Origin of the sequence: Mycobacterium dioxanotrophicus, from assembly GCF_002157835.1 — a bacterium.
Lineage (GTDB): Bacteria > Actinomycetota > Actinomycetes > Mycobacteriales > Mycobacteriaceae > Mycobacterium > Mycobacterium dioxanotrophicus.
In genome coordinates, this window is sequence record NZ_CP020809.1 from 5,252,386 (window position 1) to 5,266,627 (window position 14,242).

General features: G+C 66.8%; 13 protein-coding genes. 8 read left to right on the top strand and 5 right to left on the bottom strand.

Features of this window, described 5'->3' with window-relative positions; translation table 11 throughout:
- Positions 1-17 precede the first annotated feature (17 nt).
- On the bottom strand, positions 18-713 hold the full coding sequence (locus tag BTO20_RS25585) for a FadR/GntR family transcriptional regulator (protein WP_087078832.1): 696 nt from the start codon (positions 711-713) through the stop codon (positions 18-20).
- A 233-nt stretch (positions 714-946) separates the two neighbouring features.
- Between BTO20_RS25585 and BTO20_RS25590 the strand changes: the two genes are divergently transcribed.
- From BTO20_RS25590 to BTO20_RS25605, 4 genes are read left to right on the top strand one after another with little or no spacing between them, the layout of a single operon-like run.
- Positions 947-2,425 (top strand): APC family permease, encoded by a 1,479-nt coding sequence (locus BTO20_RS25590; protein ID WP_087078833.1) that lies wholly within the window; start codon positions 947-949, stop codon positions 2,423-2,425.
- Between the two features lie 12 nt (positions 2,426-2,437).
- Complete coding sequence (locus BTO20_RS25595) at positions 2,438-2,785, top strand: hypothetical protein (RefSeq protein WP_087078834.1); 348 nt, start codon at positions 2,438-2,440, stop codon at positions 2,783-2,785.
- A 3-nt stretch (positions 2,786-2,788) separates the two neighbouring features.
- A complete protein-coding gene (locus BTO20_RS25600; protein WP_087078835.1) occupies positions 2,789-4,093 on the top strand; it encodes an alanine racemase in 1,305 nt (434 codons plus the stop codon).
- A 33-nt stretch (positions 4,094-4,126) separates the two neighbouring features.
- On the top strand, positions 4,127-5,623 hold the full coding sequence (locus tag BTO20_RS25605) for an aldehyde dehydrogenase family protein (protein WP_087078836.1): 1,497 nt from the start codon (positions 4,127-4,129) through the stop codon (positions 5,621-5,623).
- On the opposite strand, the gene ilvD is transcribed toward BTO20_RS25605, so the two are convergent.
- Complete coding sequence (ilvD, locus tag BTO20_RS25610; protein WP_087082662.1) at positions 5,607-7,517, bottom strand: dihydroxy-acid dehydratase; 1,911 nt, start codon at positions 7,515-7,517, stop codon at positions 5,607-5,609. The two genes, BTO20_RS25605 and ilvD, sit on opposite strands and share 17 nt — an antisense overlap.
- A gap of 83 nt (positions 7,518-7,600) precedes the next feature.
- Here ilvD and BTO20_RS25615 point away from each other — a divergent pair, with 83 nt between their 5' ends.
- A complete protein-coding gene (locus BTO20_RS25615) occupies positions 7,601-8,431 on the top strand; it encodes a helix-turn-helix transcriptional regulator (RefSeq protein ID WP_087078837.1) in 831 nt (276 codons plus the stop codon).
- Positions 8,432-8,436: 5 nt separating this feature from the next.
- Here BTO20_RS25615 and BTO20_RS25620 read toward each other — a convergent pair whose 3' ends face one another.
- Genes BTO20_RS25620 through BTO20_RS25630 form a run of 3 tightly spaced genes read right to left on the bottom strand, consistent with a single transcriptional unit; the run spans position 8,437 to position 11,125 of the window.
- Positions 8,437-8,826, bottom strand: a complete 390-nt coding sequence (locus tag BTO20_RS25620; protein ID WP_087078838.1) for a hypothetical protein — start codon at positions 8,824-8,826, stop codon at positions 8,437-8,439.
- Entirely contained in the window at positions 8,823-9,263 is a 441-nt protein-coding gene (gene aroQ, locus BTO20_RS25625) for a type II 3-dehydroquinate dehydratase (RefSeq protein WP_087078839.1), read from the bottom strand. The genes BTO20_RS25620 and aroQ overlap by 4 nt, the downstream gene beginning before the upstream one ends.
- Positions 9,260-11,125 (bottom strand): bifunctional sugar phosphate isomerase/epimerase/4-hydroxyphenylpyruvate dioxygenase family protein, encoded by a 1,866-nt coding sequence (locus BTO20_RS25630; protein WP_087078840.1) that lies wholly within the window; start codon positions 11,123-11,125, stop codon positions 9,260-9,262. Before BTO20_RS25630 ends, aroQ begins: the two co-directional genes overlap by 4 nt.
- Positions 11,126-11,206: 81 nt before the next feature.
- On the opposite strand from BTO20_RS25630, the gene BTO20_RS25635 reads away from it, so the two are divergent.
- The 3 genes from BTO20_RS25635 to BTO20_RS25645 all read left to right on the top strand — a co-directional run bounded on the left by BTO20_RS25635 (position 11,207) and on the right by BTO20_RS25645 (position 14,197).
- Positions 11,207-11,851, top strand: coding sequence for a TetR/AcrR family transcriptional regulator (locus BTO20_RS25635; protein ID WP_087078841.1), 645 nt, complete (start codon positions 11,207-11,209; stop codon positions 11,849-11,851).
- A 107-nt stretch (positions 11,852-11,958) separates the two neighbouring features.
- On the top strand, positions 11,959-12,819 hold the full coding sequence (locus tag BTO20_RS25640) for a shikimate dehydrogenase (protein ID WP_087078842.1): 861 nt from the start codon (positions 11,959-11,961) through the stop codon (positions 12,817-12,819).
- A gap of 40 nt (positions 12,820-12,859) precedes the next feature.
- Positions 12,860-14,197 carry an MFS transporter gene (locus BTO20_RS25645; RefSeq protein ID WP_087078843.1) on the top strand — a complete coding sequence of 446 codons (1,338 nt, stop codon included), beginning with the start codon at positions 12,860-12,862 and terminating at the stop codon, positions 14,195-14,197.
- Positions 14,198-14,242 lie beyond the last annotated feature (45 nt).

Sequence of the window (14,242 nt, forward strand, 5' to 3'; positions counted from 1 at the left end):
CGGCGGCCACACCGGTATCAGTCGGCCGCGACGGCAGCTTGTTCGTTACCCCGGCGGTCGGATTCAAGCTGCTCGAGCATGACAGCCGCAGCCCTGACCGGGTCGCGCTGACGGATCGCCTCCATGATGCCCGAATGCGCGTCCTGGTCGTGGCGATGCCGGTCGTCCGGAGACATTCGCAGCATGTCGAGCATCGCCGACCGGATCCTCGGCGCGAAGGATTCGAACAGCTCCGAGAGCACCGGATTGTGCGCCGCGCGCACGATCGCGCGATGAAACTCGATGTCCGCATCCACCAGCGTGTCATCCGATCGACCGCCCTCGGCCTCGGCCCGACTCTTCAGCGTCGTCCTGAGCCGGGTCAGATCCCTGGAATCCCTACGGCCGGCTGCCAACTCAGCCGCCTTCACCTCGATGGCCTCCCGAACTTCGAGGACATCGTCGATGTCGGCCCGGCGCAGGACCGCCTCCCACTCCTCGGATCGCTCGAGTGCGATGACGAACACCCCTGAGCCCTGACGGGCCTCGACCAGCCCCAGACCGCGCAGCTGCTTGACGGCTTCGCGCACAGTGGATCTGCCCACGCCGAGTTCGGCGGCCAGAGCCGACTCGGCGGGCAGCTTGGCTCCGATTTCCCATTCACCCGCCGTGATACGCGCCGCGATCTGGTCGGCCGCCTGCTCTACGAGCGAGAACCTCCGAAGTTCTGCCATGGCGAAACGCTATCAGCTTGTCTGATGTGTCCGACCGCAACCGGACCGAACCATTCACGTGAGCCAACCATCACCGTTCCCCAAGAAGTCGACTGAATCACACGCACCCTCTTGTCAGGTTATCTGATGACTTATACGCTGCTGTCAGCCGTCGAAGCGGCTTCCTCTCCGGCCCGCGACCGCGACAGCGCCTGGGCCGCAGACCCTTTCCCCACCCAAGAAAGTTGGCCAGCATGGCTTCCTCGGACGGCAATCCGCCCCCAACGCTGCGATCAGGTCAGATCGGCACAGGGGCAATCGTTTTCATGGTCGTGGCCGCAGCGTCCCCGCTCGGGGCGATGTTCGTCGGGGCCGGCGCATCCATCGGACACGGCAACGGCATCGGGACCCCGGGTATCTACGTCATCGCGGGCATCACCCTCGCCCTGTTCGCGGTGGGATACGTCGCGATGAGCCGCCATGTGGTCAGCGCCGGCGCCTTCTACGTGTACATCACGCGAGGGCTCGGCCGTGCCTTCGGCATGGGAGCGGCCATGATGGCGCTGATCTGTTACAACGCCTATGTCGTCGCGCTGATCGCATTCGTCGGCATCTCGACCCAGGGCGCCGCGTCAGCCGACCTGGGTATCGAACTGCCGTGGCAGGTTTGGTCGTTGCTCGCCTATCTGGTGCTCGTGACGCTCTCGTACTTCCGGATCGAGTTCAGCGCGAAAGTTCTCGGTGTTCTGCTGGCAGCCGAGTTCGTCATCCTCGGATTGCTCGACGTGATGGTCCTGGTCAAGAACGGCCCAGCAGCATTCCCGGTGGAATCGTTCACGCCGAGCTCGGTTTTCACCGCCACGATCGGGGTGAGCATCGTCTACGCCTTCTCGTCGTTCACCGGCTTCGAAGCCACCGCGATCTACGGCGAGGAGGCACGCGAACCACGCCGCACCATTCCGCGGGCCACCTACATCGCGTTGGCCCTCATCACGGGGTTCTACGTGCTCACCACCTGGTCGCTGATAGCGGCCTTCGGCGCCGACGGCGCAGTCCAAGCGGCACAAGAGGATTCCGACTTCGTCTTCAAGGCCAACACCTTGTACGTCGGCGGGATATCCGACCACATCATGCATCTGTTGGTGTGCACCAGCCTTTTCGCCGCGCTCCTCGCCTTCCACAACGCCACGGCCCGCTACATGTTCGCGCTGGCCCGCGATGGTGCACTGCCACGCGCTCTCGCCCGTGTGCATCGGCGGCACGGTTCACCACACGTCGCGAGCCGGACCCAATTGGGATTCGCCGGGGCAGTCCTTGTCATCATGGCGCTCACCCGGCTCGACGTGGAGGACATCGCCGCGGGGTTCCTCGGCCTCGGCGCGTTGGGAATGCTGTGCCTGCAAGGACTTGCGAGCTGCGCGGTGGTCGGGTTCTTCGCACGCCGGGCCGACCGCGAACTGTGGCGCACCACGATCGCGCCCACCGCCGCGGCCGTACTCCTCGCCGCAGGCATCGGCTTGTCCGTCTGGCACTTCCCGGCACTGACGGGTGCGACGTCGAACCTGATGAACCATCTCTGGATGCTGTTACCTGTGGCCTTCGGGATGGGGCTGCTTGGCGCGTACTACATGCGCCGCGCACAGCCGAGCGTCTACGCCGACTTCGGCCATCGAGACCCCGTACCAGACGGCGACACCAAAACCATCGTCTCCACCCCGACCACCACCAACTGAAAGGAATCCCTCATGTCCCCCACCCTCCTGCACCTTCCGATCCTCGCCGGACAGACACCGGAAACCAAGGCATTCCTGGCCGAATTGTCCGGACCTCGGGCCGAGGCCTACGCCGAATCACAACGTGAACTCGAGGTAGGCAAGGAGGCATGGTTCATCGCCGGATCCGGCGATGACGACATCCTGGTGGCCTACCTGGAATCCGTCGATTTCGCGGTGGCACTGCAGAGGATGAGCGCATCGTCACGGCCGTTCGACCGGTGGTTCAAGGACCGTCTGCGCAGCTGCACAGGACTCGATCTCGACAATCCCCCGGCGATGACACTTCCGGAACTGGCCGCCTACTACACCGAAAGCTGAGATATGAGCACACTTCTCGACCGCGCCTTCGAACTCAACCCGGCCATGCTCGCCGCGGCCATCGAACTGCACCAACGCGGTGAAGTTCCGTCGGCCACACAGATGATCGACCTGGACGTGATCGCCGACAATGCCCGCCGTACCGCCGCGGCCGCCGACAAGCACGGGCTGCGGGTGTACGCCATGACCAAGCAGAACGGCCTGAACCCGTTCATGACCAAGGTGATGCTGGAGTGCGGCATCCCGTCCACCTGTGCCGTGGAAACGCTTCAGGCGCACCGGATTCATCGCTACGGCTTCCCCCTCGGCAACGTCGGTCACATCCAGAACATCCCGGCTGCCCAGGTTCCCGCTGTGGTCGCCATGCGCCCCGAGTTCATCACGGTCTACACCTACGAGGCCGCACAGCGGGTGTCCGCCGCCGCGTCGCAACTCGGGATCACGCAGCGACTCTACGTACGCGTGACCAACCAGGCGCCGACCGGAACACCGATTGTCGGTGTCGACGACGGGGCGTTCAGCGGTCTTGTCGGCGGTTGGACCGAGGACACCTGTGTTGCGGGGATCCGTCCGCTGCTGGACCTGCCGAACGTCGAAGTCGCCGGATTGACCCAATTTTCGGCCATCAGCTACGGAGAGACCGGGGACCCATCGGTGGTGAAGCCGACCGAGGCGTTCTTCACCATGCTGCGGGCCAAGGAGTTGCTGGAACGTGAGTTCGGCCTGCGCGATCTGCATCTCAACGTCGGTGGCAACGCCAATGTCGGGACATTCCCGGTACTCGCGGGTTACGGGGTCACCGAGGTGGAGCCCGGCGTGTCGCTGGCCGGCTCCGGCGGCTTCCACGCCAAGCAGGACATGGCCGAACGGCCCGCACAGGTCGTGGTCACCGAGGTCAGCCACTACTGGGGCGACAATGTCTACACGGCAGGCGGGGTCTTCAGCTTCGTCTCGGATCTGTATGACCCGCAACCCATGTCGGCCGCGGCCGGTACCGATCTCGACTCCGCCCGAGGATGCCGAATTCCTTACCTCTACAACCAGATGGTCGATGCCCACGGTGTCTTCGGCCCCGGTGAGCCGATGCCGGCGATCGGTGACACCGTGCTGGTGGTGCACCACCCCCAGGCGTTCCTCGAGCGCGGGTACACCGCGGCGGTCAGCGGCATCTCCCGCGGGAAGCCGCGCGTCGAGGGCGTTTTCGACGCCGCATGCAACCAGCTCGACGAGGCCTTCAATGTGGTACCGCTGCAGCACACCCTCGACCGACTGGACGCGGTGGGCCGGTACTACCGCGACGAGAACTGAGACAAGCCCATGCCATCCATGACAACCGATCCCATGACCGTTGCAGGCCATGCCGTTCTGCCCGCGGTCGCCCGCTTCCTCGACGGCCCGAAACGCCTGTTGATCGACGGCGACTGGGTCGACTCCGGCTCCGGCCAGACCTTCTCGACCGACGATCCCGGTACCGGGCGGTGGCTCGCCGACGTCGCCCGTGCAGACGCGCAGGACGTCGACCGGACCGTGCGATCTGCCCGCCGCGCCTTCGACGCCGGGGCGTGGCGCAACCTGAAACCCAATGAACGCGAGCGTCTCCTGTGGCGGGTCGGTGATCTGCTCTCCGAACGCGCCGAACAGATCGGCCAGCTGGAGGCGCTCGACAACGGAAAATCCGCCACGGTGGCCACCGCAGTCGACGTGGCCTGGGCCGCCGATGTCTTCCGCTACTACGCCGGCTGGTGCACCAAGATCGAGGGCACGACGGTCGACGTCTCCATGCCCAACGTTCCGGGCGGCCAGTTCCACGCCTACACACTGCGTGAGCCCGTTGGTGTCTGCGGACTCATCGTGCCCTGGAATTTCCCGATCCTGATGGCCGCGTGGAAGCTGGCACCGGCACTGGCCGCAGGCAACACCGTCGCGCTCAAACCCGCTGAACAAACCCCACTTTCGGCCCTCCTGCTGGGTGAGCTCTTCGTCGAAGCCGGCTTCCCGCCCGGCGTGGTGAACGTGGTGACGGGGTTCGGTGACGCAGGCGCTGCGCTGGCCGCACACGACGGCGTGGACAAGATCGCGTTCACGGGTTCCACCGAGGTCGGCAAACGAGTGTTGGCCGCCGCCGAGGGCAACCTCAAGAAGGTGTCACTGGAGCTGGGTGGCAAGAGTCCCAACATCGTGTTCGCCGACGCCGATCTCGACGCAGCGGTGACCGGTTCGCTCAACGCCTGGCTGTTCAACCACGGCCAGTGTTGTGTCGCCGGAACACGATTGTTCGTCGAGCACCAGATATTCGACGAGTTCACCGCAGCGGTGGCCGACGCCGCCTCGCGCGTCACGATCGGTCACGGCCTCGATCCCGCCACGCAACTCGGACCGCTGATCTCCCAGAGCCAGTTCGAGAAGGTCACGGGCTATCTGGCCGCAGGCCTGGCGGACGGAGCACGCGCCCTGTGCGGTGGAAAGCGATGGGGCGACGCGGGTTTCTTTGTCGAGCCGACCGTATTTGTCGACGTACGACCGGAATTCAGTGTGGTGGCCGAAGAGATCTTCGGCCCGGTGGTGGCCGCCATGCCGTTCCGGGCCGACGACGACATCGCCTCCGCGGCCAATGACTCGATCTACGGATTGGCTGCAGGCATCTGGACGCGGGACCTCTCGCGGGCTCATCGGCTGGCCCGGCAACTGCAGGCCGGCTCGGTGTGGATCAACCAATACAACGGCTTCGACACCGCGATGCCGTTCGGCGGATACAAGCAATCAGGGTGGGGCCGGGAACTGGCTGCATCGGCCATCGACCTCTACACCCAGACCAAAGCCGTCAACATTGCGTTGTAGGCACTCCCGTCGCTGCGAGTCGGGCCGGAGCCCCGGCCCGACTCGCAGCCTCGATCAACGACACGTCGCGCACCGCACCCTGGTCCGCCGAGAGGGCCATCGCGGCGTAGGCCCGCAGTGCCGGTGACACCTCGCGGTCCCGGCGCTGGGGCCAATAACCACCGCCGTGTTCCAGACGACGTCGGCGGGCATCGAGTTCAGCGGCGTCGACGAGTAATTCGATGCGGCGGGCCGGGATGTCGATGTCGATGCGGTCCCCGTCCTGCACCAGCGCGATGACGCCACCGGCAGCGGCCTCCGGCGAGACGTGCCCGATCGACAGGCCCGACGACCCGCCGGAGAACCGTCCGTCGGTGATCAGCGCACACACCTTGGCAAGCCCGACCCCCTTGAGATACGAGGTCGGATAGAGCATTTCCTGCATCCCCGGGCCACCGCGCGGTCCCTCGTATCGCACCACGAGGACGTCTCCGGGCCGCACCCGGCCGGTGAGGATGACGTCCTGCGCCTCTTCCTGGGATTCGACCACCACCGCGGGCCCGCTGAAGCGCAGGATCGACTCGTCGACACCGGCGGTCTTGACCACGCATCCGTCCTCGGCGAGGTTTCCCCGCAGGATCGCCAGGCCGCCGTCCGCGGAATACGCATGGGCGACATCGCGGATACAGCCTGACGCCGCATCCAGGTCGAGGCTCTCCCAACGGCGGGACTGGGAGAACGCCGAACTCGAACGCACCCCGCCGGGCGCGGCGTAGAACAGGTCGACGGCCTCGGCCGAGACCGTCGCAGACCTCGGATCCCACTCATCGAGCCACGCGGCGAGTGAGTTTGCGTGTATCGCATGCACTTCGGTGTCGAGTAGGCCGGCACGCCGCAGCTCACCCATCACCGCGGGGATGCCGCCCGCGCGGTGCACATCCTCCATCAGATACCTGCCGTTGGGTGCGACCTTGCAGATACACGGAATCTGCGTCGAGAGGGTCTCGATGTCGGCAAGGCTGAAGTCGACCTCGGCCTCGCGCGCCGCTGCCAGCAGGTGCAGGATCGTGTTGGTCGAACCACCCATGGCGATGTCTACCACCATGGCATTGGAAAATGCTGCGGCCGAGGCGATGTTGCGCGGTAGCACCCGCTCGTCGTCCTCGTCGTAGTAGCGCCTCGCCAGGTCGACCACCGTGGTGCCCGCGTCTTCGTACAGCCGGCGGCGGGCCGTGTGGGTCGCCAGCGTCGTCCCGTTCCCCGGCAGCGCCAGACCGATCGCCTCGGTGAGGCAGTTCATCGAGTTCGCGGTGAACATGCCCGAACACGATCCGCAGGTCGGGCACGCCGCGGACTCGACACGCTCCATGTCGGCGTCGGAGATCTCGGGAGCCACCGCGTCGGCCATCGCCGAAATCAGGTGCAGACCACCGCGCACCGTTCCGTCGACCAGTGTGGCTGTGCCGCCCTCCATCGGACCGCCCGAGACGAACACGGTGGGAATGTTGAGCCGCAGCGCCGCCATCAACATGCCGGGGGTGATCTTGTCGCAGTTGGAGATACACACGAGCGCGTCGGCGCGATGTGCGTTGACCATGTACTCGATCGAGTCGGCGATGAGGTCGCGGGACGGCAGCGAGTAGAGCATGCCGCCGTGGCCCATCGCGATACCGTCGTCGACGGCGATCGTGTTGAACTCGCGGGCTATCCCGCCGGCCGCACCGACCGCCTCGGACACGATGCGCCCGACGGGTTGCAGATGGGTGTGGCCGGGCACGAACTCGGTGAAGCTGTTGGCGATGGCCACGATCGGCTTTCCGAAGTCGGCGGCGGACACGCCTGCGGCGCGGAGCAAGGCGCGCGCTCCCGCCATATTGCGGCCGTGGGTGATGGTCCTGGATCTCAATTCGGGCATGGTGCCCATGGTTGTGGACCATGGGCGACAGGCGAAGACGGTCCTGGCTCTAGTACTGCCACTACCAGTCTTAACATTGAACGATGCCCAACCAGGCCGCCCGCGCAGAACTCGGTGGGTTCCTGCGCATGCGCCGGGAATCGGTGGCCCGCTCCCGGCACGGTCTGCCACCGATCCGCGGCCGCGACAACGGCTTACGCCGTGAGGAAGTGGCGTTCCTGTCGTCGATCAGCGTCACCTGGTACACCTGGCTGGAGCAGGGCCGTGACATCAACCCGTCACGTCAGGTGCTCGACGCCATCGGGGAAACACTCGCGCTCTCACCCGCCGATCAGACGTATCTGCTGTCACTGGCCGGGTTTTCGCCGGGAGGTACGGCACCGCCGGGTGAGCCACCCGACCATGTGCACCGGTTGCTCGAGGCGTTCGGCCGCTCCCCTGCCTTCGCGCTCGACCCGGACTGGGAGATCACCGCGTGGAATCGCGCCTACGCGGCGCTGTACCCGCGGGTGCGCACAGTGTCGGACGACGATCGGAATCTGTTGTCGCTGGTGTTCACCGACCCGTCGATCAAATTGCTGATGCCCGACTGGGAGGTGGAGAGCCGGCGCTTCGTCTCCGAGTTCCGCATGCAGAACGGCGCACGGCTCGACGAAGCCGCCGTCGTCCGCCTACTCGACCGGCTGCGCGCGAAAAGCCCCGAATTCGACCGCATTTGGGACGACCACACCATCGAGGGCTTTCAGACCCGGATCCGGCGTTTTGATCACGCACTGACCGGTGAGATCGAGTTGGAGTACCACCGACTCACGCCGGCCGACCAGCCCGACCTCAACATCGTCGTCTACACCCCGGCCACCGACACCGCGGCGGCCCAGCTCGACCGACTCGTCGGCGAGGGGTCGGTGACGTAGGCGGCCTACCGCCGGCCCGAAGACCAGTGCACGGCCGACGGGCTGAGCAGCATGCCCAACGTGACGAGTGCCAGCACCCCGACGGCGATGCCGTACCCGACCTGGTGCGACGTGAACACGTACCAGGCCACGCCGAGCAGCAGCAGGTTGGCGAACACGCCGATGCCACGGCCCCAGCGGCGACCGGTGATCAAAGCCCAACCGCCCGCCAGCACGCCGCCACCGACCAGGACGAACCAGAGCGCGGTGCCGTACCCGCTGACGATGTGCTGATCGGCGCCCGCCAGCCCGCGCACGACCAGGACCACCGCGGCGATCAGTCCGAGCACCCCTTCTGCCGCGACGAGGTAGCCGGCATAGCGGACGATGGGAGGCTGCAGAGGCGGTTGCGTCATGGCAGTTTGCCGGCCAGGTAACGGACGGCGTACTCGTATCCGGCGGGGCCCGCCCCGGCGATCACCATCTCGGCGACTGCCGACACGTAGGAGTGGTGCCGGAACGGTTCGCGGCGGTGGATGTTGCTCAAATGTACTTCGGCGACCGGCAATTCGACCGAGGTGAGAGCGTCGGGGATGGCCACCGAGGTGTGGCTGTAGGCGCCCGGGTTGATGATGATGCCCGCGCAGTCGCCCCGGGCTTCGTGGATGGCGTCGATCAGCACGCCTTCGTGGTTGCTCTGCACGGCGCGTACCTCGAAGCCGAGTTCGGCGGCCAGCGCGGTCACCGATGCCTCGATCTCGGGCAGGGTGGTGGCGCCGTACACCTCGGGCTGGCGGGTGCCCAGCAGGTTGAGGTTGGGGCCGTTGAGCAGCAGCAGTCGGCGAGCGGTCACGTCAGTACGGTACCGACGCCACCGCGTTGGGCGGCAAGGCGCACCGGCGCGTTGTCGGTGCCGTACCCGTCATAACCGTCGATCCGCTGCACGAACTCGAAGAACACCGTGCCGACGGTCCGGGTGTAGAAGTGGACGAAGCTGCCCGTAGCGGCCCGGTCGTAGAGCAGGTTCAGCTCGCGCAGTTCGGCGACCACAGCGTCGTCGAGGCCGAACCGCCCGGACAGATAGTCGTAGTAGTTGTCCGGGACCCGCAGGAAGGGCAATCCTCCTGCGGCTGCGGCGCGGGCCAGCGCGACGACATCGGTGCAGGCGAATGCGACGTGCTGAGGTAGGTCCGCCCCGTCGAGGATGTGCGGGGCGACATTGAGCGGCAGCCGCACCGAGCTGTCGGCGTTGCGCATGACCTGACTGCGGACCAGCCCGCTCGGACCGGGAACCTCGGCAGGGGCGTCGGCGGACAGGCCGAACACGCTCTTGAGAAACAGCACGGCGTCTTCGGCGGTCTGCCACGGCTGAGAGAGATTGATGTGGTCGATCGCCCGAATGGGCGTCGTCACCTGGTCGATGCCGCCATCGAACTCGGCCGCCCAGGCCGGCTCCGCAGTGCCGGAGGAGGTCCAGAAGAACGCGGTGCCGTCGGGGGCCACCGCGGCGCCCAGCGGTTGTTCGGTGGCGTACGTACGCCGGTACGCGACGGGCGCCATCAGTTCGGCAGCGCGGGAGGTGGTCGCGCCGGCGTCGGGCACCTGCAGCCCGACCGCGGCGACATGCGGCACCTGATCGCGGGCCTGCTGCTCGTTGAGCACGACGCGCGCCTGCCCCGCGGACCACAGCGATACCGGCTTGCTGCGGTGCCGGCCGCGCGGGGTGAAACCGAGCTGGCCCAGCATCACCTCGACCTCGCTGGTGTCCTCGGCCTTGATCTCGACGAAGTCGAAACCCGTGGGCGGCTTGGCCTCGGTCAGCCCGTGCGCAGGCCGATTTGTGCTCCTCGCGTGCGCCAGACCATTTGTGCTCCTCGCGTGCGCCAGACCATTTGTGCTCCTCGCGTGCGCGACGTGATCGGCGAGCCACAGCAGCGACCGCAGGGCATGTACGGCGGTGTGGCCCGGGTCGGTCTGCCTGAAGGTGTCGTTGAAGACCTCCAGCGACAGCGGCCCGGTGTACCCGGCAGCCAGGGTGTGCCGGACGAAGGCCGAAAGGTCGAAGGCGCCCTCGCCGGGGAACAGCCGGTGATGCCGACTCCACGACAAGACGTCCATGGTGAGCGCGGGGGCGTCGGCCAACTGCAGGTAGAAGATCTTGCGCCCGTCGATGTCCTCGATGGCCGACGGGTCGTGGCCGCGGGAGAGCACATGGAAACTGTCCAGGCACACACCGACATTCGGATGGTCGGCGAGTTGCACGATGCGCCATGCGCGCCGGTAGTCGTCGACGAACCGCCCCCAGGCCAGCGCCTCGAACGCGATGCGGATGCCGTACCCGGCCGCGACATCGCCGATGCGACGCAGCTGATCGGCGGAGACCTCGTCGGAGTCGACGGTGGCGGTCGCGACGTTGCTGCAGACCAGGACGGTGTCGATGCCGAGCCGCTGCGCGGTGGCGAACGTCGCGGCGGCACGGCGCAGGTTGTCGGTGAACGTCGCTTCGTCGACACCTTCGAGGTCACGCAGGGGTTGGTAGAGATCCAGGCTCAACCCCAGCCGCCGGGCCAGGTGGCTGATCTCCTCGGGCGAGTGGTCACTGGCGATCAGATCGGGTTCGAAGATCTCGACGCCGTCGAAGCCCGCGGCGGCGCAGGCATGCAGCTTCTCGACCAGTGAGCCGGACAGCGAGACGGTGGCGATCGACATCCTCATGACGACGTAATGTACCAATTAGTTCATTAGAGGGGAAGAGTGCGTCGGGAAGAGTCGGGCTGCCCAGTAAGCTCACCGGTCATGGCCGCCAAGCCCAAAGCCGAGCTGCAACGCGATGCCGAACGCACGCGCGCGGAGCTGCTCGAGGTGGCCACCGAGGTGTTCGCCGAGTCCGGCTACTCGGGCGCCCGCGTCGACGAGATCGCCGAGCGCACCCGCACCACCAAGCGGATGATCTACTACTACTTCGGCGGCAAAGAGCAGCTCTACCTGGCCGTTCTGGAGAACGCCTACCGCGGGATCCGCGACGCCGAACAGAAGCTGCGGGTCGATCACGACAATCCGGTGGTGGCGATCCGCAGGCTGGCCGAGGTGACGTTCGACCACCACATCGCCCACGACGCCTTCATCCGCCTGGTGTCGATCGAGAACATCCACCGCGGTGAGTTCATTCGGCAACTCCGTGAGCTGCCCGAACTCTCCGCACCCGCCACCTCCCTGCTCGACGAGATCCTGCGCGACGGCCGCGCCACCGGCGCGTTCCGCGATGACGTCGACGCTCTCGACGTGCACCTGGTGATCAGCTCCTACTGCGTATTCCAGGTGGCCAACCGCTACACATTCGGCTACCTGTTCGGCACCGACCTGACCGAGACGTCGCGGCGCGCCCACCTGCGCCGCATGCTCGGCGATGTGGTGGTCGGCTGGCTCACCAGCCAGGCCTGATCCGCTCCGCATCCGAGAGCCACCTCACACCGCACCCTTGACGCGACCGGCGTCACAGTGCTCTACTTTCCGTACGAACCAGTTAGTACATTAAGGAACGAGGGAGCATGACACAGCGGCAGCCCTACTTGGCGGGGCTCATCGGCGCCGGCGTCGGCCCCTCGCTGACGCCCGCGCTGCACATGGCGGAGGGCCGGGCCCAGGGGCTCGAATACGTCTACCGCACCTTGGATCTCAACGCGCTCGGGCTGTCCCCCGCGCAGGTCGGCGAGATGCTCACCTGGACCCGCCGGCTCGGCTACAACGGCCTCAACATCACCAACCCCTGCAAGCAACTCGTCGTCGGGCACCTCGACGACATCGATGACACCGCCCGCACCCTCGGTGCGGTGAACACCGTCGTGTTCCGCGACGGCCGAGCGGTCGGATACAACACCGACACCACGGGCTTCGCACACGGTTTCGCCGAAGGGTTGCCCGGGGCCGGCACCGGATCGGTGGTCCTCCTGGGTGCCGGCGGTGCGGGCACCGCGGTGGCCGACGCACTGTTGCGCCTGGGCACCAACCACTTGACCCTCGTCGATCTCGACGTCGACCGGGCCTCGGCGCTCGCCCACGAACTCACCGACCGCCACCCGGACGCGCACATCGAGGCCTCGGAGTTCGACAAGCTCTCGGTCCTGCTGCCCGGCACCGACGGCCTCGTCCACGCCACCCCGACCGGCATGGCCGAACACCCCGGCGTGGCCTTCGACACCGCGCTGCTGCATCCCGGGATGTGGGTCGCCGACATCGTGTACCGCCCGCTGGACACCGCCCTGCTCAAGGCCGCGCGCGCGGCCGGCTGCCCGACGCTCGACGGCGGCCACATGGCCGTCTACCAGGCCGTCGATGCGTTCGCGCTGATCACCGGCATCACCCCGGACGCCGCCCGGATGTCCGCCCATTTCCGCGATCTTGTCTCGTAAACCGTCTCGGCCCAGCACAATTCGACTTGAGGAGCACACCATGACCACTACCGCCCCGCACCCTCCGGACGCCTCGACCGGGCGTACCCCACGGCGCGCCGCGCTGGCCAGCTTCATGGGCAGCGCCGTCGAGTACTACGACTTCTTCCTGTTCGGCTCGGCGGCAGCGTTGATCTTCCCGCACGTGTTCTTCCCGTCCGGCGACGAGGCGGCACTGGTGATGTCGTTTGCCACCTTCGGGTTCGCCTACATCGCCCGCCCGATCGGCGCATTCGTGCTGGGTCACTTCGGTGACCGGGTCGGCCGCCAGCGGGTCCTGATGTTCACCCTCGTGCTGATGGGCCTGTCGACCTTCCTGATCGGCTGCCTGCCGACCTTCGACACCATCGGCTGGGCCGCGCCGGCGCTGCTGGTGATCTGCCGTCTGATGCAAGGGTTTTCGGCAGCCGGCGAGCAAGCCGGAGCCAGCTCACTGACGCTCGAGCACTCCCCCGACGACCAGCGCGCCTATTACACGTCGTGGACTCTCACCGGAACCCAGGGCGGACTCATCCTGGCCTCGCTGATCCTCATCCCGTTCGTCTCCCTGCCCGACGAGGCCAAGTACAGCTGGGGCTGGCGGGTGCCGTTCTGGCTCAGCGCCATGGTGGTCGTGGTCGCCTACTTCATCCGCCGCCGGCTGCACGAAACACCACAGTTCACCGAGGCGAAGGCCGCGGGCACCATCGCCCGGATGCCGCTGATCCCGTTGCTGCGCAACCACTGGGCCGACGTGCTGCGCGTCATCTTCTGCGCGTTCATCGCCGCGGTATCGACCGTGTTCGGCAACCTGGCCATCGCCTACGGCAAGGAGGTGGGCCTGCCCGCCGACATCACGCTGTGGCTTGTGGTGGCGGCCAACGTGGTCGCGCTGGGCACCCAGCCCCTCTTCGGCAAGCTGGCCGACCGGATCGGACGCAAACCGGTGTTCATCTACGGCGCCCTGTCTTCCGCGGTGATGATGCCCTTCTACATGCTCTCGATGAGCGGCGGCAACCAGGTGCTGACGTTCGCTCTGGCGGTGGCGACCTTCTCCTTCGGCTACGCCGCGGCCAACGCCGTCTGGCCGTCCTTCTACGGCGAGATGTTCTCCACTCAGGTCCGCTTCTCCGGCGTCGCGATCGGCACCCAATTGGGGTTCCTGGTGGCGGGTTTCGCGCCGTCGATCGTCACCGCATTGGGCGGCGTCCGAGACGGTGGCTGGATGGTGATCAGCGTCTTCACCGCGGTGATCTGCCTGATCGCCGCCGGCGCCGCCATGACCGCCCGGGAGACCCGAGGGGTGCCCACAGAGCTGCTGGGAGTCCGCGAGTCCACCAACAAGACTGCCGCGCAGTGAGATTGAGAGAACCCGCCGTGAAGATCATCGACACCAACCCCGACA

Coding starts and splice junctions, on each gene's coding strand:
- BTO20_RS25585 (WP_087078832.1), bottom strand. CDS start 713: ATGGCAGAACTTCGGAGGTTCTCGCTCGTAGAGCAGGCGGCCGACCAG.
- BTO20_RS25590 (WP_087078833.1), top strand. CDS start 947: ATGGCTTCCTCGGACGGCAATCCGCCCCCAACGCTGCGATCAGGTCAG.
- BTO20_RS25595 (WP_087078834.1), top strand. CDS start 2,438: ATGTCCCCCACCCTCCTGCACCTTCCGATCCTCGCCGGACAGACACCG.
- BTO20_RS25600 (WP_087078835.1), top strand. CDS start 2,789: ATGAGCACACTTCTCGACCGCGCCTTCGAACTCAACCCGGCCATGCTC.
- BTO20_RS25605 (WP_087078836.1), top strand. CDS start 4,127: ATGACCGTTGCAGGCCATGCCGTTCTGCCCGCGGTCGCCCGCTTCCTC.
- ilvD (WP_087082662.1), bottom strand. CDS start 7,517: ATGCCCGAATTGAGATCCAGGACCATCACCCACGGCCGCAATATGGCG.
- BTO20_RS25615 (WP_087078837.1), top strand. CDS start 7,601: ATGCCCAACCAGGCCGCCCGCGCAGAACTCGGTGGGTTCCTGCGCATG.
- BTO20_RS25620 (WP_087078838.1), bottom strand. CDS start 8,826: ATGACGCAACCGCCTCTGCAGCCTCCCATCGTCCGCTATGCCGGCTAC.
- BTO20_RS25630 (WP_087078840.1), bottom strand. CDS start 11,125: ATGAGGATGTCGATCGCCACCGTCTCGCTGTCCGGCTCACTGGTCGAG.
- BTO20_RS25635 (WP_087078841.1), top strand. CDS start 11,207: ATGGCCGCCAAGCCCAAAGCCGAGCTGCAACGCGATGCCGAACGCACG.
- BTO20_RS25640 (WP_087078842.1), top strand. CDS start 11,959: ATGACACAGCGGCAGCCCTACTTGGCGGGGCTCATCGGCGCCGGCGTC.
- BTO20_RS25645 (WP_087078843.1), top strand. CDS start 12,860: ATGACCACTACCGCCCCGCACCCTCCGGACGCCTCGACCGGGCGTACC.